Genomic DNA, 16,894 nt, shown 5'->3' with positions numbered 1-16,894 from the left:
GGTCTTGACGGGCCGCGCACCCAGCGACGGCGCATAGGCTCGACGGGATGAGAATTGTCGGAGTCGACCTGGCCGCGGGTGCCCCCGGCACCGCCCTCGCCGAGATGGTCTGGTCCGACGGCGCGGCCCGGCTCACGCGGTTGGAGATCGGGATCCAGGATGCCGACATCGTGGCATCCGTCTCCTCCGGCGATGCGTGGCTCGGCGTCGACTGCCCCCTCGGTTGGCCGGACGCCTTCGTCGACTTCGTGCAGGCGCATCACGCCGACGGGGACCCGCTGCTCGGACCGGTGGACGGCGGTGCGGACTGGCGTCGCTCGCTCGTCTACCGCCACACCGACCACGTCGTGCGCGAGCGCATCGGCCGCTGGCCGCTGAGCGTTTCGACCGACCGGCTGGGGGTCACGGCGCTGCGCGGTGCGGGACTGCTGCGGCGGCTCGCCGAGGTCGGATTCCCCGTCGACCGCGCGGCCGAGGGCCGCCTCTTCGAGGTCTACCCCGGCGGATCGCTGCGCCTGTGGGGCTTCGACACGAGCGGATACCGAGTGGATGCCACCCGCCGGGCCGTTCTGCTCGACGCGCTGACCCGGCGCGCGCCGTGGCTCGACCTCGGCGGGTTCGGCTCTCTCGCGATCTCGAAGGCCGACGCGTTCGACGCCGTCATCGCCGCTCTGGCCACGCGCGCCGGAGCTCTCGGGTCGTTCGAGCGTCCGGCATCCGGAATGCTCTCCGTCGCCCGGCGGGAGGGGTGGGTCGTGCTGCCGGACGGACCGTTCGAGGGACTTGCGGCGACCTAGGCTGGCGGCATGTGGGGCGATCGCGGGGCGAAGGCGGCCGAGAAGCGCGTGCAGCGTTTTCTTGAGGATTACGACGCGCAGTGGCGGCGGGCGGCGCCCGCGTTCGAGGACCGCGCCACGAGGCGCGATGCGTTCGCCGAATGGCGGGATCTCACGATTCCCCTGACGCGAGATCACGTCGCCGGAGACCGCGTTCGCCTGGACTCGTCTTTCGGGACGCCGCCGCAGTACGGGGTGGCCGTCGAACGGATCGTGCGTTCGGAGGTCGAGGGCGACCGCGCGTTCGTGCTGACCGAGATGATCGAATCGCAGACGCGTAAGAAGCACGAAGACGTTCTCGAGCGCGACGGGCGCGGGTGGAAGATCAGCTCGATCGAGCAGCACTTCGACGATCCGCGGACCCCGTTCTCGGGTGCGGAGCAGGCTCGCGCCCTCGCCGCCGACGCGACGCCGGACGCTCGCCTCGACGACCTGCCCGACGAGCAGCGCGGCCTCGACGAGGTCCGCAACTTCACCGAGCGCACGGTCGTCCACCGGCGCAGCGAGGAATCATCGGAGGTGCGCATCTCGCCGGTGGGAACGCTCGTCACCTCATCGGGCGTGCTCGCGGTGCTCGACTTCGGCTACGACAACGACGACGCGCGCCCCCTCGCCCGCAGCGTGGCCCCGGGGTCGTACCCCGTCGAGCGGATGACCGGCTTCGGTCGCAACGCCGTCCTGCGGGTGCGCTTCAGCGAACGGATGCCGGTGACCTGGCATCCCGCCGATCTGCCGTCCGGCCCGGGGCACTTCTTCGGCGTCGACGCCGGCTCCGCCTGCATCGTCGACCTGCCCGCGTACGCGACGATGAGCCGCCGGGCCAAGGCAGCGGCGTTCACCGAGTACATGCACGCGCCGTCGCCGAGCGTGCAGGAGCTCGCGCTCGGTTCCCACGACGTGGGGATCGTCGCGGAATCCGGGTACGGCGACGGCCAGTACCCGGTGTACTGGGGACTCGATGAGACGGGCGCGGTCGCCCAGCTGGTCGTCGACTTCCTGGTGCTCGTCACCGCGGATCACGAGGGGAACTGGCGGCACCTCTGACCTGTGGGCCGTGATCCTGCGGGTGGCCGCTCTTCGCGGCCGCCAGCGTGTGGTCCTCGGGGCCGGGCGAAGCGAGGGTGCCGGCACTGATGGCGTCATCGCAGAGCCCCTGAGGATTCTTGCTGATCAGTAGTCTGCGCGCCGACTCATGTCGTCGGGCAGCCGGAAGCACGGCGAGAACGAGAAGATTTCGATGCGGGAGCGATCAACGCTGAGGGTGAGCGAGTAAGACGAGCCTGCGGGACCCACGACGAGCGCGGAGGGCGCGCCGTCGTGTGTCTTGTCGGCCAGCGGTGCGAATGGCGGCCTGTCAGCGAATCCTGCCACCACCTCGTCCACGACCTTCTTGTCGTCCACCGGGCTAGAAAGCGTCATGTGCACTTTCCCCGTTCAATACTCCGCGAACGAGCTCATGTCATCGGGCAGCCGAAAGCACGGCGAGAAGGACAAGATCTCGATACGGGAGCGATCAACGCTGAGCGTGAGCAAGTAAGACGAGCCTGCGGGCCCCACGACGACCGCGGAGGGGGCGCCGTCGTATGTTGTGTCTGCCAGCGCCGAGAATGGCGGCCGATCAGCGAATCCTGCCACCACCTCGTCCACGATCTTCTTGTCGTCGACCGGGCTGGAAAGAGTCAGGTAGTTGTGCCCGGTCCATTGATAGATTCCGTCAGTGCCGCAGCTGAAGAGGATGCCCTTGTCGAGTTGCTCTGTCGAGGCCACGCTGCTCGCCGGGATGTAGCTCGCTAGCTCGTTCTCCATTGACTGTGCGGCCGCCTTCGCGCCGTACACGTCCAGGGTCTCGTCCACCGCGGCCCCGCTCGTCGCTGTCGCGCACCCGCTGAGCGCACCGGTAAGGACCAGAGCCAAGATCAGGGGGCTGAGTCCTCGTCTCACTGCATCACCTTTCGAAGCGCGTCTTCCGAGGTCTTCTGGCTGGGGCCTCAATCCCAGAGTCCGCGAACACCCTCGTCGGCGGCCCGCAGCTTACTTCCCGCGTCCGCAGCCCCCTCGCGTGCATGATCGAGTGACGCGCGCAGCTCGCGCATCGAACGGGACCACTCCGATTGAGCGACGCGATAGGCATCGCGCGCTTCTCCGGACCAGGCCGACTGGAGCGTCTTCACTGATGCATCGAGGCGGCTCAACTCGCCGTCTATGGCCGAGATGCTCGCGTTGATCTCGTCGAGAAACGAGCGGTGCCTCGCGGGGTCGAGCTTGATCTGCATGTGCACTCTCCCCGCTCAGTAATCTGCGCGCCGGCTCATGTCATCGGGCAGCCGGAAGCACGGCGAGAAGGAGAAGATCTCGATGCGGGAGCGATCGACGCTGAGGGTGAGCGAGTAGGACGAGCCAGCGGGACCCACCACCCGCGCGCGAGGTGCACCGTCTCGCGTCATCTCGACTTGCGCCGCGAACGTCGGTTTGCTCGCGAAGGTCTGCGCGATCTCGTCCACCGTCTCCTGAACATCGATCGGACCGGAGAGAGTCAAATAGTTGTGTCCCGTCCATTGGTACACGCCGTCGGGGCCGCAGCTCAGCAGGATACCTTTGTCAAGCTGCTCCGCTGATGACACACTGCCGGCAGGTACATAGCCGGCCAACTCGTTCTCCATCGATTGCGCAACCGCCTTAGCGCCGTACACGTCCAAGGTCTCGTCCACCGTGCCCCCACTTGTCGTCGTCGAGCAGCCGCTGAGCGCACCTGTGATGGCCAGGCCGAAGATCAGGGGCCCAAGTCCTCGTCTCATTGGATCACCTCTCGGAGAATGTCTTCCAGGGCCTTCTGGTTTTCCGACTGGTCGCTCGCGATCAGGTTGTGATTCTCCGCTGGTGAAACGGAGCCACGGAACGTCGGCTGTTCTGCGCCCATTCCGTACACCTGAGGGACCGACGGGTCCCCGATAGGCAACGCGAAGTCCCCGTCTCTCGCGTAGACATGGGAGCCGAAAGCGGCATTCGTGTTCGGATTCTGCCCATCCCACACCACCCCCAGCTGCTGAGCCATGCTCAGTGCGTCCGTGTAGCCCCAATGATCGTAAGAAGTGCCGGGAGCGGGCGCCCACCCCGGTGGCATTCCGGCGCCGGCCAGCGAGTGCACCTGATCATAATGAACACCGTCCGCTTCGGAGCCGGTGATCGGAACGAGCCCCCACGAGTGACCCATGCCGACCTGTTCAACCCCAGAGAGTCGCGCGTCTGAGACTCTCATCTCTTGCTGAAACTCGGCCAGCAGCTTGGCCTGCCCATCCGCGAGTTTCGGGTCGTTCGCCTCCAAGAATCCGGCCGCAGCGGGAGAGTCGACGAGAACTCCCGACCCCAACGGCGATGTGCCCCCCCCCGGGGAACGTGCCCTCTTTCCACACGAACGCCACGATTTTCGGATCTTGTCGATTCAGCCACCCGGCGACCGATTGCACCTGCTCCTGGTAGAAGCTGTCCATCGTGGTGAAAGTCCCCGGGACGTATGTCACAGCGGCTGATGTCGTGTCGGAGAGCTGGCCGACCATCTCGATGATGGCATCACGCTCGGGGTCGAACAGGTAGAGCTGCACCTCACCATTGACCGCGTCCACGAGGTATTGGCGCTCTCGTTCCAGTGCGGCACGGTCGTCGCTGGTGACGTCCGAGGCCTCGAGAGCGCTTTCGATGACGTCGATTCGAGCGGCCGCATTCGCTTTGTTCGCTGCCACGCGGACAGCAGGAGGGAGGCCGCCCAGCGAACCCAGTATCGCGGGGGCGGAGGACAGCAAAGCATGCTGCACGGTGGGATCTTGATCGCTCCACCACTTCGCAAGCACCTCAGGAGCGGGTTGATGATCTCTGAGCAGCGAGACCCATTCGGGGTGCAGCTTCAAGAGTTCTGCGACTCGTTCATCGTCGGGTCGCGACAAGCGCTTGAGGATCGACATCACTAGTTGGTCGGATATGGCTCGGGGAGTTTGATCCGTCAGAGCGAGCGCTGGTCCTCCGGTCAGCAAGATTCCCCAAAGTCCTTTCTCCGGAGTTGCCTCACGCGCGATCCGGAGCTGCTTGGCTGCCGCGGACGCGGCCTCTTGCACCGCCGCGCGCGCCGTCTGCAGGACCTCGGCGGCTGCGATCCGAGCGGCGTCGCCCGGGTCGACGAAGGTCGGCACGATGGACAGTCCGCCCGCACTTCTCTCCTGCTCGCGATGAGCAATCAGCGCGTTCCGCGTGGACGCCTGGCCCTCGTTCCAGAGACGGATCGCCTCGGCTGCCTGTTTCTGCGCCCAACGCAGCGTGGCCTCGTAGGCGTCACACGCTGCCGCGCTCAAAGCGAGTGCTTCACCCATCGCGGCCCAGCTGTCGGCGATAGCCGTCCGGCGGTGCTCGAACGCTTCCGCCGACGACCCCGTCCAAGAGTCCGCGGGGGAAACTCTGAAAACCGACTCGCTGAGCCGCGACGCGCTCTGGCCGGCGGCGCGCCAAGCCGTTGCCGCATCTGCGATGCCATCGGGCGAGCCCGGAATCAATGCGACGGGGTCATGCGTCGTGCCGAGTTCCGTCATCGAGGAACCCCGTCGAGATCCGCTTGTTCGTATGCGTCAGCGGACGCCAGCAATCGCTCCACAACCTCGTCGAACTCTTCCGCCCGGGTTGACCACACCGGAACGACATTCTGAGCGAAGGCTCGGGCGGCAGCCTGGAGGACCTGCTCCCCGAAGTCTGGCAGCGGCGGCCACTGCGGAGTACGTTCAGCCTGCCTCGCGCCACTCAGCTGCTTCGCCGCCGCGCGCAAGGCCGCGGGTTCCACGGAGAACATCGACATGACTACCCCCCTCGGTGACGGTATATGGGCAGTAGCCAGCGTGCCCCGCGGGAGCGGACGCGAGCGCTGATTTCACCGCGACGGCGCCCGTGAATCACCCGCGCGAGGCGGAGGAGCGCCGGCGCCTCGTCCGAACCGAGGGCCCAAAAGGTTCGCTGTCGGTGCGAACGTCGGGAGGACCGGGCGGCGCCCGATCCTCCCATCCGGCTGGTTCACAGCAGCATCCGAGTGCGCTCGTTCACCCGATCGAACACTGGCGCCCTTGCGGAACGCTGCACTCCACGTTATTTTGCAACCAAATGGTTGAACAACAGAGCGACGCCGACATCGACCGGGTCTTCCACGCCCTCGCCGACGCGACCCGGCGCGACATCGTGCGGCGCACGCTGGTCTCCGAGCAGTCGGTGACGCAGCTCGCGGCGGCGTACGCGATGTCGTTCGCCGCCGTGTCCAAGCACATCGCCGTGCTCGCCGACGCGCGGCTCATCACCAAGCGCGCGGAAGGGAGGGTGCGACTCGTGGCCGCCGACCCCTCCGCCCTGGCCCGCGTGCAGGAGCTCCTGCGCTCGTACGAAGACCTCTGGCGCGGCCGCATCGACCGGCTCGACGCGATCCTGCTCGAGGACGCCGGGGTGCCGGCATCCCTCCCTCCCTCCGAACCCACCGAGAACTGAACCGACGAAGGAGTCGTCATGCCCGTCACATCCGTCGAGAGCGACGCCGAAGCGCTCACCATGACCCTGGTCGCCGACTTTCCGGTCGGCCCCGAGCGGCTGTGGGCCGTGTTCACCGACCCGCGCCAGCTCGAGCGCTTCTGGGGTCCTCCCGGGTGGCCGGCGACCTTCGATGCCTTCGACTTCCGCGTGGGCGGGTACGCGAAGTACCACATGACCTCGCCCCAGCGGGAGCGGGCCGGCGGTTCGTGGGAGTTCACCGCGATCGACGAGCCGCGCGGCTTCGAGGTGATCGACGCCTTCGCCGACGAGGACGGCAACCCCATCGAGGGTATGCCGTCGATGCGCATGGTGTTCTCGTTCGTCGCCACCCCCGAGGGCTCGCGCCTCACCAACGTCAGTCACTTCGCATCGGCCGCGGCACTGGAGCAGGTCGTCGCGATGGGCGCCGTCGAAGGCTCGACCCTCGCGATGAACCAGCTCGACGCGGTCCTGCAGGGGCTGCGGGAGTTCGCGCAGGGCAAGGGCACGCGGCTCGAGATCCTCGACGACCAGCACGTGCGCATCACGCGGCTCATCGACGGACCGCGCGAGCTCGTCTGGCGGGCCCACGTCGACCCCGAGCTGATGCGGCGGTGGATGCTCGGGCCCGACGGATGGCGCATGACCCACCGCGAGGTCGACCGGCGCGAGGGCGGCGCGTACCGCATCGCGTGGGAGCCCGAGCCCGGCACCGAGGGCGAGGCCTTCGGCTTCGACGGCGAGATCCTGCTGCTCGACGAGCCGCGCCGCATGGTGCAAACCGAGCACATGACCGGCACCGATTACCCCTCGACGATCAACGACCTGTCGCTCTACGAGGAGGACGGGGCGACGCTGGTGACCCTGCTGATCGAGTATCCGGATGCCGAGACCCGCGACGCCGTGCTCGCCACGGGGATGGTCGAGGGGATGGAGCAGAGCTTCCGGCGGATGGAGCGGGTCGTTCTCGGGTGACCGGGGCCGCGGCGGGGTGGCGCGGCGGGCGCCACGCGCGCGGGCGGTAGCTCGCAGAATGGCACCCTTATCTCAGAATTCCGCCGAAATTCTGCGAGCTTCGCGCCGTTCTGCGAGCGGGGCGGCCCGGTTCAGGCCGCCGGAGCCGCCCGGCGCACGGCCTCGCGAATACGCTGCTCGACCTCGGCCGTCACCTCGACCACCGCGAACGACACCGGCCACATCGGCCCGTCGTCGAGTTGCGCGCTGTCGTCGAAACTGACCGTGCCGTAACGCGTCTTGAACTTCGAGGTCGGCTGGTAGAAGACGACGACCTTGCCGTCCTTCGCATACGCCGGGAAGCCGTAGTACGTCTTCGGGTTCAGGTGCGCGGCCTCTTCGAGCACGATGACATGGAGGCGCTCGGCGACCGCGCGGTCGACGCCCTCGAGCTTGTCGATCGCCTCGAGGCAGGCCTCGTTCTCTTTCTCGAGCTTCGCCGCGCCCTTCAGGCCCTTCATGGCCTTCAGCTCCTCGGCGCGCTGCTTCATCGCCGCGCGTTCTTCGTCGCTGAATCCTGCTCCGCTTGTGGCCATGGCATCCGCCTCTCTTTTCGCCTGCCGGAAGGCTAGCGCGGGCCTGGGGCCGCGCGTAGTCTCCGCGATTCGCGCAGTGTCAGTTCGGAGGGGCGGATGCCGACTGAGGGTGTGCGGATTGCTGAGGTTGTGCGGGGCGGGGGCGGGGGAGCCGCGAAGGTTCCGTGATTCGCGCAATCTCAGTTCGGCCGGGCGGATGCCGACTGAGGTTGCGCGGATCGCTGAGGTTGTGCGGCCCTCAGGCCTGCCGCAGCCCCTCCTCGAGGGCGACCCACGCGAGCATCGCGCACTTCACGCGCGCGGTGAATTTCGACACCCCCGACAGGGCAGCGGCGTCGGCGAAGGTCTCCTCGTCGAGGGGAATTTTGCCGCGGGACCGCAGCGACTCGCGGAACGACGCGATCAGGGCTTCGGCGTCGGCGCGTGGCATCCCTTCGTCTCCGCCGTCTTCCTGCAAGAGCGCCGCCAGCATCGACGCGGACGCCTGCGAGATCGAGCAGCCCGCGCCCTCCCACGTCACCGACCTGATGCGCTCGCCTTCGACCGAGACCCGCAGCGTGATCTCGTCGCCGCAGATGGGGTTGCGCTGGTGCACGGTGGCGCTGCGCGCGCCGGGGTCGGCCAGGCCGAAGCCGCGGCGGTTCTTCGCGTGGTCGAGGATGAGCTCCTGGTACAGCGACTCGAGCCCGCTCATGCGCCCGCTCCGAAGAACCCGCGCACGCCCGAGACGGCGTCGAGGAAGGTGTCGATCTCGGCCTCCGTGGTGTGAATGGCGGCACTCGCGCGCACAGACGCGGTCATGCCGAACCGGCGGTGAAGCGGCTGCGCGCAGTGGTGTCCGACGCGCACGGCGACGCCGCGCGAGTCGAGGAACTGACCCACGTCGTGTGCGTGGACACCCTCGACCTCGAAGGCTTGCAGGGCGACGCGCTCCGCGGCATCCGTGTCTCCGAGAAGACGGATGCCGTCGATCGACCGCAGCCCCTCGCGCATGCGCGTCTCGAGCGCGGCCTCGTGCGAGTGCGCGGCGTCGAGGTCGTGCGCGCCGAGCCAGCGAACCGCGGCGGCGAGGGCGACCGCCTGCGACACCGGCTGCGTGCCGGGCTCGAACCGCTGCGGCGGGGGCAGGTATTCGGCCTTGTCGAGGGTGACGGTGGTGATCATCGACCCGCCGGTGGTGAACGGCGGCAGTGCCTCGAGCACCTCGTCGCGGCCCCAGAGCGCCCCGATGCCGTACGGCCCGTAGACCTTGTGGCCCGAGAACACGGCGAGATCGACTCCGGATGCCGGCAGGTCGAGGCGCAGGTGAGGTGCCGACTGGCACGCGTCGAGCACCGTCAATGCGCCGACACCGCGAGCGAGGGTCACGAGCTTGGCGACGGGGTTCACGATGCCGAGCACGTTCGATACGTGCGGGAAGGCGACCACCTTCGTGCGCTCGCCGATGAGGTCGGCCGCCGCGTGGAGGTCGAGCATGCCGTCGTCGAGCACGGGGATGTGGCGCAGGCGCGCGCCGGTGCGTGCGGCGAGCTCTTGCCAGGGGATGAGGTTGGCGTGGTGCTCGGCCTCGGTCACGACGATCTCGTCGCCCTCGCGGAGGCGTCCGGCGTACCCGAGAGAGCCCGCCACGAGGTTGAGTCCGGCGGTGGCGCCGCTCGTCCAGACGAGCTGCTCGGGCTCGGCGCCCACGAACTCGGCGACCGTGACGCGGGCGTCTTCGAACAGCTCGGTGGCCTCGGCCGCGAGGGTGTGGGCACCGCGGTGCACGGCGGAATTCGCCCGCTCGAGGAACTCGCGTTCGGCATCGAGCACGGCGCGCGGCTTCTGGCTCGTCGCGCCGGAGTCGAGGTAGACCAGGGGCCGGCCGTCGATCTCGGTCTCGAGGATCGGGAAGTCGGCGCGCACGGCGGCGACGTCGAAGGGGAGGCTCACCCCTCCAGGCTACGTCGCGGAGGGTGGGTGGGTGCCGTGCGGGCGGTCCGTGCCGGTTGGTGCGGGGGGTGGGCGGGCTCCGCGGCCCGAGGCTGCTCCCGCCGTCGGGGCCCACACGCCCGCTTCGCAAGCGAACAGTGAGGAACGGGACCGTGGCCGTTCGGGAACCGTCAGCGCGACGGATGCGGCCGCCGACGCGGCGTAGACCGGATGCCATGACCCTCACGACCCTGTTCCCCACCCTCCGCTCCAGCATCCCGGCGCCCTTCGACGCCGCGGCCTGGCCCGCCGGCTCCGCGCCCACGCTCGACGACGTCACCGTGCGGGCGATGTCGGTCGGTCGCTACGCCGACATCTGCGGCACGCCCTGCGTCTGCACGGGCCCCGCGGTGATCCCGGCGTCGGGCGGGGTGGCATCCGCCGTTCTGTCGACGACCGTCGTGGTGGCGACGGTGACCGAGGCCTCGCCCGACACCCTGCGCCTCGACGCCTGCGTCGCGGGACTCGAGGCGGTCTGGCGCGAGGCGCGGCTGATCGGTCGGGTGTCCCACGCCTACGACGAACCGTTCGCCGTCGTCGACGCCCACGGGGAAGAGCCGTGCGGCACAGTCGTGCTGCCCGGCGACGTCCGCGCCGGCGACCGCATCGCCTTCCCCTGTCCCGGATGCCACACGGTCGGGGAACTGCGCTGATGCTGTTGCACTCGATCGTCTTCGCATCGCGGTGCGCCCGCGTGCAAGCGGAGTTCCTGGCGGCGGAGGGCGACGACGAGGCGTGGGATGCCGGGGACGGGCGAGGCTGCTCGGTTCCGGTTCGGTGCGCCTAGGTGGGCGTTCCGGGCTCCGGTGGGTGCGGGCGTTCGCGGGTTCACGAGCGGCGGAGGGGCCGCTGCGGCTCGAGTCCTCCGGAGCGCGGCACATCGCGCCGCGCCGCCCCGGAGGTCGGCGTGGCCCGAGCGCCGCTCACACGACCAGCCGGTACCCCATCCCCTGCTCCGTGAGCAGGTGCACGGGGTTCGAGGGATCCGCCTCGAGCTTCTTGCGCAGCTGCGACATGTACAGCCGCAGGTAGCCCGAGTCGGCGACCTGCTCGCTGGCCCAGATCTCCTTGAGCAGGGTCTGCCGCGTCACGAGCGACCCCGGGTTGCGGGCGAGGAACTCCAGCATCCGCCACTCGGTCGGCGTGAGGTGCACGCGTGCGCCCGCGCGCAGCACGGCCTTGGCCGAGAGGTCGACCTCGACGTCGCCGAAGCGCACCACGGCGTCTCCCGCCGAGGGCACCGACCGGCGCGCGTGCACGCGCAGACGCGCGAGCAGCTCGTCGATCTGGAAGGGCTTGGTCACGAAGTCGTCGGCGCCGGCGTCGAGCGCCTCGACCTTGTCGGCCGAGCCGGTGCGGCCCGAGACGACGATGATCGGCGCGGTCGTCCACCCGCGCAGCGCGTGGATCACCTGCACGCCGTCGAGGTGCGGCATCCCGAGATCCAGCAGCACGATGTCGGGGTGCGCTTGCGCGGCGAGGGTGATCGCGGCGGCGCCGTCGGCCGCGGCGACCACGTCGTAACCGTGCGCGGCGAGCGTGATGCGCAGAGCGCGGACCAACTGCGGGTCGTCGTCGGCGACGAGTACCTTCACGGCGTCCTCCTCGAGATTCCGGATGCCATGACCTCCGCATCCGCGACGGGCAGTGCCACGACCATGGTGAGGCCGCCGCCGGGGGTGTCCTCCGGTGTGAGTGTTCCGCCCATCCCCTCGGCGAAGCCCCGCGAGAGCGCGAGGCCGAGGCCAAGACCGGCGGTGTTGTCGGTGTCGCCGAGGCGTTGGAAGGGCGAGAACATGTCCTCGCGGCGGTCGGCGGCGATGCCCGGCCCGTGGTCGATCACGCGGATCTCGGCGGTGCCGCCGAGGCGGCTCGTGGCGATGCGGACGCGCTCGCCGTCGGGCGTGTAGCGCTGGGCGTTGGTGAGCACGTTGACGAGCACGCGCTGCAGCAGCACGGGGTCGGCGCTGAGCATCGGCAGGTCGGGGTCGAGGGCGAGCTCGACGTCGTCGGGACCCAGGTCGAGCTCGTCGAGGGCCATGAGCACGACGCCCGCGGCGTCGGTCGGCGTGAGCGAGACCGCGAGCACGCCCGCCTGCACGCGGCTGACGTCGAGCAGGTCGGTGACGAGCACCGACAGGGTCGCGAGGCTCTCGTCGGCGGTCTCGAGCAGTTCGCGCCGGTCGTCGTCCGACAGCTGGTCGCCCGCAGCGCGCAGGCCCCCGAGCGAGGCGACGGCGGCGGCCAGGGGCCGGCGCAGATCGTGGCTGACCGCCGAGAGCAGGGCGCTGCGCACCTGGTCGGTCTCGGCGAGGGCACCGGCCTCGGCGGCCGTCTCGGCGAGATCGGTGCGCTCGAGGGCGGCCGCGAGCTGCGCGACGACGACGTCGAGCAGACGGCGCTCCGAGGCGTCGAGGTCGCCGCCGTGCAGCTCGAGGGTCGCGCGGCCGTCGCCGACGGGGACGGACACCGCGCGATCGTCGCGCACCGGCTCTCCGTCGGTGGCGAGCACCGACCCGTCGGCGGCGATCAGGCGCACTCCGGCCAGACCGAAAGCCTCTCGGGCCCGGCTGACCAGAGCGGGCACCGCGCTCTCTCCCCGCAGCACGCTGCCGGCGATCGTCGCCAGCATCTCGGACTCCGCTGCCGCCCGGCGTGCGGCCCGCGCGCGGCGGGCGGCCTGGTCGACCACGACGCTGACCAGGACGGCGATGACGACGTAGAGGGTCAGCGACAGCGCGTGCGCGGGGTCGCTGATGGTGATCGTGTAGATCGGCGCGATGAAGAGGAAGTCGAGGGTGACGCCCGACAACACGGCCGCGAAGACCGCCGGCCAGATGCCGCCGACGAGCGCGACGACGACGACGAGCAGCTGGTACGCCAGCACGTCGGCCGTGATCGATTCGTCGGAACCGGTCGCGATCATGAGCAGTGACAGCAGCGGTCCGCCGACCAGCGCGGTGACGAACCCGAGGATGCGCCGCTTCGCACTCAGCGCGGGGCCCGCGAGCCGGGGGAGGGCGAACCGCCCGCCCGCGCGCGCGTGATTCACGATGTGCACGTCGATGTCGCCCGAGGCGCGGATCACCGTCGACCCGATGCCCGGACCGGTCAGGGCCGCACCCAGCCGCCCGCGACGGCTCACGCCGATGACCAGCTGTGAGGCGTTCACCGACCGCGCGAAGTCGACCAGGGCGGTGGCCACGTCGTCACCCACGACCTGGTGGTACGTGCCGCCGAGGGTCTCGACGAGCGCGCGCTGCTCCGCGAGAGCGCCGGGCGCGCTCGCGCGCAGTCCGTCCTGCGTCGACACGTGCACCGCGAGCAGCTCCCCGCCCGCCGATCGCGCCGCGATGCGGGCCCCGCGGCGCAGCAGCGTCTCGCCCTCGGGGCCGCCGGTCAGGGCCACGACCACGCGCTCGCGCGCCTGCCACGACCCCTCGATCCCGTGCTCGGTGCGGTATCGCTGCAACGCCGAGTCGACCTCGTCGGCCAGCCACAGCAGCGCGAGTTCGCGCAGCGCCGTGAGGTTGCCGAGGCGGAAGTAGTTCGACAGGGCGGCGTCGATCCGCTCCGCCGGGTACACCGACCCCGCCGCGAGACGGTCGCGCAGGGACTGCGGTGCGAGGTCGACCACCTCGATCTGATCGGCCGCTCGGACCACGGCATCCGGGACCGTCTCGCGCTGCACGACGCCGGTGATCTTCTCGACCACGTCGTTCAGGGATTCGATGTGCTGCACGTTCACGGTCGTGATCACGTCGATGCCGGCATCGAGCAGCTCTTCGACATCGGTCCAGCGCTTGTCGTTGCGCGAGCCGGGGACGTTGGTGTGCGCCAGTTCGTCGACGAGGGCGATGCGCGGATGCCGCTCGAGAACGGCATCCAGGTCCATCTCGTCGAGCGCGACCCCCCGGTGCGCGACGGCTCGGCGCGGCACCACCTCGAGGCCCTCGGCTTGCGCTGCGGTGGCGGCGCGGCCGTGCGTCTCGACGATCGCGATGACGGCGTCGTGCCCCTCGGAGCGGAGCCGGCGGCCCTCCTCGAGCATCTCGTACGTCTTGCCGACGCCGGGCGCCATGCCCAGCAGCACGCGCAGCCGACCGCGCTTCACGCCGCGCTCCTCAGGTCGCGGGTCGCAGAGTTCGTCGGAAAGCCCGGGACCCCCGCGGACGCTTCGACAGGCTCGGCCACCGCCTCGCGCACACCGCGCCGCCGCCGCACGGTGGGTGCGACGGCGGCGGCGGGCGACAGGGTCATGACAGCGATTCTCGTCTCTCAGCGGGCGTCGAGCGCGCGATTGAGCTCGACGACGTTCACGCGCGGGTCGCCGAGGTATCCCAGATCGCGCGGGAGCGTGTGCTCCGCCACCAGGGCCGAGACCTCGGACGACGGGATACCGCGGGCCTGCGCCACCCGCTCGACCTGGCGCTCGGCGTTCTCGACGGAGATGTCGGGGTCGAGGCCCGAGCCCGAGGCGGTGACGGCGTCGGCGGGGATGGAGCCCGCGCCGTTCAGCGATGCGAACGTGCTCCGGCCCTCCTCGATCGAGGCGATGAGGGCGCTGTTCTCCGGGCCCAGGTTGGTGCCGGTCGAGGCCGAGGAGTCGTAGCCCGCGGCGGACGGACGCGACTGGAAGTACTGCGGGAGCGCGGTGCCGTCGGCATCCTGGAACGACTGCCCGATCAGCTGGGAGCCGGCGACCTGTCCGTCAGCGGTTTCGATGAGCGACCCGTTCGCCTGGAACGGCAGGACGACCTGGCCGACGGCGGTGATCAGCAGCATGTATCCCACGCCGAGCAGCAGGGTGAAGGCGACCATCGCACGGACGGCGACGGCGGTGGTACGCAGGGTGGTGCGCATGACGGGGCCTTTCAGAAACCGGGGAGCAGGCTCACGACGAGGTCGATGAGCTTGATGCCGATGAAGGGGACGATGACGCCGCCGAGCCCGTAGACGAGCAGGTTGCGGCTGAGGATGCTCGACGCGCTCGCGGCGCGGTAGGTCACCCCGCGCAGGGCGAGGGGGATGAGCACGATGATCACGATCGCGTTGAAGATGATCGCGCTCGTGACGGCGGATGCCGGGGAGTGCAGCCCCATGACGTTCAGCGCCGCAAGTCCCGGGAACACGCCCATGAACATCGCCGGGATGATCGCGAAGTACTTCGCGATGTCGTTGGCGAGCGAGAACGTGGTCAGGGCTCCGCGCGTGATGAGCAGCTGCTTTCCGATGCGCACGATGTCGATGAGCTTGGTCGGGTCGGAGTCGAGGTCGACCATGTTGCCGGCCTCTTTCGCGGCCGAGGTGCCCGTGTTCATCGCGACGCCCACGTCGGCCTGCGCCAGCGCGGGGGCGTCGTTCGTGCCGTCGCCGGTCATCGCGACGAGGTTGCCGCCCTCCTGCTCGCGCTGGATGAGGGCGAGCTTGTCTTCGGGCGTGGCCTCGGCGAGGAAGTCGTCGACGCCCGCCTCGGCGGCGATCGCCTTGGCGGTGAGGGGATTATCGCCCGTGATCATCACGGTGCGGATCCCCATCGCGCGCAGCTCGCCGAAGCGTTCGCGTAGGCCGTCCTTGACGACGTCCTTGAGGTGGATGACACCGAGCACGCGGCCCTGCCCCGCGCCGAGAGTCGCCACGACCAGGGGCGTGCCGCCCGACTGAGAGATGGCATCCGTCTCGCTCTGCAGCTGAGCCCGCAGAGCCTCGGGAACGGGGGAACCGGATGCCGCGAGCCAGGCCACCACGGCCGATGCGGCGCCCTTGCGCACCTGCGTGCCGTCGACCAGGTCGAGGCCGCTCATACGGGTCTGGGCGGTGAAGGGCACGGGCTCCGCACCCCGGGGCATCTCGGCGACGATGCCCTGGGCCGCGGCGAGCTCGACCACCGAGACGCCCTCGGGCGTGGGATCGGCTTGGGACGACAGCGAGGCGTACTCCGCGAGCATGGGGCCGCCGACGCCGTCGAGAGGAACGAAGGCCGAGGCGCGGCGATTGCCGTAGGTGATGGTGCCCGTCTTGTCCAGCAGCAGGGTCGTGACATCTCCCGCGGCCTCGACCGCGCGGCCCGACATCGCGAGCACGTTGCGCTGCACGAGGCGGTCCATACCGGCGATGCCGATCGCGCTCAGCAGTGCCCCGATGGTCGTGGGGATCAGGCAGACCAGCAGCGCGACCAGGACCGGGATCGACACCGGTGATGCCGCGTAGGAGGCGATCGGGTTCAGGACGAGCACCACGACGACGAAGACGATCGACAGGCTCGCGAGCAGGATGTTCAGCGCGATCTCGTTGGGTGTGCGCTGACGCGACGCGCCCTCGACCAGGGCGATCATGCGGTCGACGAAGGTCTCGCCCGGCTTCGAGGTGATCTTCACCACGATGCGGTCGCTCAGCACGCGCGTGCCGCCGGTGACGGCGCTGCGGTCGCCACCCGACTCGCGCACGACCGGGGCGGACTCGCCCGTGATGGCCGACTCGTCGACCGTCGCGATACCCGAGACGATGTCGCCGTCGCCGGGGATGAGCTCACCGGTCTCGACCAGCACGATGTCGCCGACGCGGAGGTCGCCCGAGGGGACGTCCTCGGTGGCGGCGTTTCGAGCCCCGGGGTCGTCGGCCGCGTACGCGACCACGCGGCGGGCCGAGGTCGTCGTGCGCGTCTTGCGCAGGGTCGCCGCCTGCGCCTTGCCGCGGCCTTCGGCGACCGACTCGGCGATGTTCGCGAAGAACACCGTGAGCCACAGCCACACGGCGATGCCCCAGGTGAAGCCGAAGGGGAGCGACCCGTCGGAGCCGCCGAGGAACGGCTCGGCGATCGCGATGAGCGTCGTCAGGGCGGCGCCCACCCAGACGAGGAACATCACGGGATTGCGCCACTGCGCGGCGGGGTTGAGCTTCTTCGCGGCGCCCGGCAGGGCGGCGACGACCTGCGCGGCGCTGAACGCGCGGCGCGGGGCGGCGGGCGCCTCGACGGGCGCGGGGTCGTGGGTCAGGGTGGCGGACATG

At 69.9% G+C, this 16,894-nt stretch carries 20 protein-coding genes; 5 read left to right on the top strand and 15 right to left on the bottom strand.

The features are described from left to right. Positions 1-47: 47 nt before the first annotated feature. Positions 48-797, top strand: a complete 750-nt coding sequence (locus tag F9B98_RS05550; RefSeq protein WP_150954004.1) for a DUF429 domain-containing protein — start codon at positions 48-50, stop codon at positions 795-797. A gap of 9 nt (positions 798-806) precedes the next feature. Further along, positions 807-1,880, top strand: coding sequence for a DUF4241 domain-containing protein (locus F9B98_RS05545; RefSeq protein ID WP_150954001.1), 1,074 nt, complete (start codon positions 807-809; stop codon positions 1,878-1,880). A 126-nt stretch (positions 1,881-2,006) separates the two neighbouring features. On the opposite strand, the gene F9B98_RS05540 is transcribed toward F9B98_RS05545, so the two are convergent. From F9B98_RS05540 to F9B98_RS05510, 7 genes are all read right to left on the bottom strand, one after another. After that, positions 2,007-2,237 carry a hypothetical protein gene (locus F9B98_RS05540; protein WP_150953999.1) on the bottom strand — a complete coding sequence of 77 codons (231 nt, stop codon included), beginning with the start codon at positions 2,235-2,237 and terminating at the stop codon, positions 2,007-2,009. 33 nt (positions 2,238-2,270) lie between these two features. Further along, positions 2,271-2,690 (bottom strand): hypothetical protein, encoded by a 420-nt coding sequence (locus tag F9B98_RS05535; RefSeq protein ID WP_150953996.1) that lies wholly within the window; start codon positions 2,688-2,690, stop codon positions 2,271-2,273. Positions 2,691-2,824: 134 nt separating this feature from the next. Beyond that, positions 2,825-3,109: a WXG100 family type VII secretion target gene (locus tag F9B98_RS05530; RefSeq protein ID WP_150953993.1), complete on the bottom strand. Its 285-nt coding sequence runs from the start codon at positions 3,107-3,109 to the stop codon at positions 2,825-2,827. 15 nt (positions 3,110-3,124) lie between these two features. After that, a complete protein-coding gene (locus F9B98_RS05525; protein WP_150953990.1) occupies positions 3,125-3,544 on the bottom strand; it encodes a hypothetical protein in 420 nt (139 codons plus the stop codon). An 83-nt stretch (positions 3,545-3,627) separates the two neighbouring features. Further along, positions 3,628-3,888 (bottom strand): hypothetical protein, encoded by a 261-nt coding sequence (locus F9B98_RS05520; protein ID WP_150953987.1) that lies wholly within the window; start codon positions 3,886-3,888, stop codon positions 3,628-3,630. 169 nt (positions 3,889-4,057) lie between these two features. Next, a complete protein-coding gene (locus F9B98_RS05515) occupies positions 4,058-5,410 on the bottom strand; it encodes a putative T7SS-secreted protein (protein WP_150953984.1) in 1,353 nt (450 codons plus the stop codon). After that, positions 5,407-5,670 (bottom strand): hypothetical protein, encoded by a 264-nt coding sequence (locus tag F9B98_RS05510; RefSeq protein ID WP_150953981.1) that lies wholly within the window; start codon positions 5,668-5,670, stop codon positions 5,407-5,409. The genes F9B98_RS05515 and F9B98_RS05510 overlap by 4 nt, the downstream gene beginning before the upstream one ends. Positions 5,671-5,969: 299 nt before the next feature. Here F9B98_RS05510 and F9B98_RS05505 point away from each other — a divergent pair, with 299 nt between their 5' ends. Together F9B98_RS05505 and F9B98_RS05500 are read left to right on the top strand one after the other, a co-directional pair. Next, positions 5,970-6,344: an ArsR/SmtB family transcription factor gene (locus F9B98_RS05505; RefSeq protein ID WP_150953978.1), complete on the top strand. Its 375-nt coding sequence runs from the start codon at positions 5,970-5,972 to the stop codon at positions 6,342-6,344. Between the two features lie 18 nt (positions 6,345-6,362). Then, positions 6,363-7,340 carry an SRPBCC family protein gene (locus F9B98_RS05500; protein WP_150953975.1) on the top strand — a complete coding sequence of 326 codons (978 nt, stop codon included), beginning with the start codon at positions 6,363-6,365 and terminating at the stop codon, positions 7,338-7,340. A 131-nt stretch (positions 7,341-7,471) separates the two neighbouring features. On the opposite strand, the gene F9B98_RS05495 is transcribed toward F9B98_RS05500, so the two are convergent. The 3 genes from F9B98_RS05495 to F9B98_RS05485 all read right to left on the bottom strand — a co-directional run bounded on the left by F9B98_RS05495 (position 7,472) and on the right by F9B98_RS05485 (position 9,847). Continuing rightward, entirely contained in the window at positions 7,472-7,915 is a 444-nt protein-coding gene (locus F9B98_RS05495) for a hypothetical protein (RefSeq protein ID WP_150953972.1), read from the bottom strand. A 238-nt stretch (positions 7,916-8,153) separates the two neighbouring features. After that, on the bottom strand, positions 8,154-8,609 hold the full coding sequence (gene sufU / locus F9B98_RS05490) for a Fe-S cluster assembly sulfur transfer protein SufU (RefSeq protein ID WP_150953968.1): 456 nt from the start codon (positions 8,607-8,609) through the stop codon (positions 8,154-8,156). Further along, positions 8,606-9,847 carry an aminotransferase class V-fold PLP-dependent enzyme gene (locus F9B98_RS05485; RefSeq protein WP_150953965.1) on the bottom strand — a complete coding sequence of 414 codons (1,242 nt, stop codon included), beginning with the start codon at positions 9,845-9,847 and terminating at the stop codon, positions 8,606-8,608. Before F9B98_RS05485 ends, sufU begins: the two co-directional genes overlap by 4 nt. A gap of 215 nt (positions 9,848-10,062) precedes the next feature. Here F9B98_RS05485 and F9B98_RS05480 point away from each other — a divergent pair, with 215 nt between their 5' ends. Further along, positions 10,063-10,539, top strand: coding sequence for a hypothetical protein (locus F9B98_RS05480; protein ID WP_150953962.1), 477 nt, complete (start codon positions 10,063-10,065; stop codon positions 10,537-10,539). Between the two features lie 270 nt (positions 10,540-10,809). Here the strand turns inward: F9B98_RS05480 and F9B98_RS05475 are convergent, their stop codons facing one another. From F9B98_RS05475 to kdpB, 5 genes are read right to left on the bottom strand one after another with little or no spacing between them, the layout of a single operon-like run. Next, complete coding sequence (locus tag F9B98_RS05475; protein ID WP_150953959.1) at positions 10,810-11,481, bottom strand: response regulator; 672 nt, start codon at positions 11,479-11,481, stop codon at positions 10,810-10,812. Then, positions 11,478-14,000 carry an ATP-binding protein gene (locus F9B98_RS05470; RefSeq protein WP_150953956.1) on the bottom strand — a complete coding sequence of 841 codons (2,523 nt, stop codon included), beginning with the start codon at positions 13,998-14,000 and terminating at the stop codon, positions 11,478-11,480. Before F9B98_RS05470 ends, F9B98_RS05475 begins: the two co-directional genes overlap by 4 nt. Beyond that, positions 13,997-14,146, bottom strand: coding sequence for a hypothetical protein (locus F9B98_RS15875; protein ID WP_191966678.1), 150 nt, complete (start codon positions 14,144-14,146; stop codon positions 13,997-13,999). The genes F9B98_RS05470 and F9B98_RS15875 overlap by 4 nt, the downstream gene beginning before the upstream one ends. Before the next feature lie 18 nt (positions 14,147-14,164). After that, the gene (kdpC, locus tag F9B98_RS05465; RefSeq protein WP_150953953.1) at positions 14,165-14,749 is read right to left on the bottom strand and encodes a potassium-transporting ATPase subunit KdpC; all 585 of its coding nucleotides are present in this window, start codon (positions 14,747-14,749) and stop codon (positions 14,165-14,167) included. Positions 14,750-14,760: 11 nt separating this feature from the next. After that, positions 14,761-16,893 carry a potassium-transporting ATPase subunit KdpB gene (gene kdpB / locus F9B98_RS05460; protein ID WP_150953950.1) on the bottom strand — a complete coding sequence of 711 codons (2,133 nt, stop codon included), beginning with the start codon at positions 16,891-16,893 and terminating at the stop codon, positions 14,761-14,763. Between the last annotated feature and the right edge of the window lies 1 nt (position 16,894).

This window comes from Microbacterium testaceum StLB037 (assembly GCF_008763945.1).
Lineage (GTDB): Bacteria > Actinomycetota > Actinomycetes > Actinomycetales > Microbacteriaceae > Microbacterium > Microbacterium testaceum_G.
This window is presented reverse-complemented; position numbering and strand designations above follow the sequence as displayed.

Coding starts and splice junctions, on each gene's coding strand:
- F9B98_RS05550 (WP_150954004.1), top strand. CDS start 48: ATGAGAATTGTCGGAGTCGACCTGGCCGCGGGTGCCCCCGGCACCGCC.
- F9B98_RS05545 (WP_150954001.1), top strand. CDS start 807: ATGTGGGGCGATCGCGGGGCGAAGGCGGCCGAGAAGCGCGTGCAGCGT.
- F9B98_RS05530 (WP_150953993.1), bottom strand. CDS start 3,109: ATGCAGATCAAGCTCGACCCCGCGAGGCACCGCTCGTTTCTCGACGAG.
- F9B98_RS05520 (WP_150953987.1), bottom strand. CDS start 3,888: ATGGCTCAGCAGCTGGGGGTGGTGTGGGATGGGCAGAATCCGAACACG.
- F9B98_RS05515 (WP_150953984.1), bottom strand. CDS start 5,410: ATGACGGAACTCGGCACGACGCATGACCCCGTCGCATTGATTCCGGGC.
- F9B98_RS05510 (WP_150953981.1), bottom strand. CDS start 5,670: ATGTCGATGTTCTCCGTGGAACCCGCGGCCTTGCGCGCGGCGGCGAAG.
- F9B98_RS05505 (WP_150953978.1), top strand. CDS start 5,970: ATGGTTGAACAACAGAGCGACGCCGACATCGACCGGGTCTTCCACGCC.
- F9B98_RS05500 (WP_150953975.1), top strand. CDS start 6,363: ATGCCCGTCACATCCGTCGAGAGCGACGCCGAAGCGCTCACCATGACC.
- F9B98_RS05495 (WP_150953972.1), bottom strand. CDS start 7,915: ATGGCCACAAGCGGAGCAGGATTCAGCGACGAAGAACGCGCGGCGATG.
- sufU (WP_150953968.1), bottom strand. CDS start 8,609: ATGAGCGGGCTCGAGTCGCTGTACCAGGAGCTCATCCTCGACCACGCG.
- F9B98_RS05480 (WP_150953962.1), top strand. CDS start 10,063: ATGACCCTCACGACCCTGTTCCCCACCCTCCGCTCCAGCATCCCGGCG.
- F9B98_RS15875 (WP_191966678.1), bottom strand. CDS start 14,146: ATGACCCTGTCGCCCGCCGCCGCCGTCGCACCCACCGTGCGGCGGCGG.
- kdpC (WP_150953953.1), bottom strand. CDS start 14,749: ATGCGCACCACCCTGCGTACCACCGCCGTCGCCGTCCGTGCGATGGTC.
- kdpB (WP_150953950.1), bottom strand. CDS start 16,893: ATGTCCGCCACCCTGACCCACGACCCCGCGCCCGTCGAGGCGCCCGCC.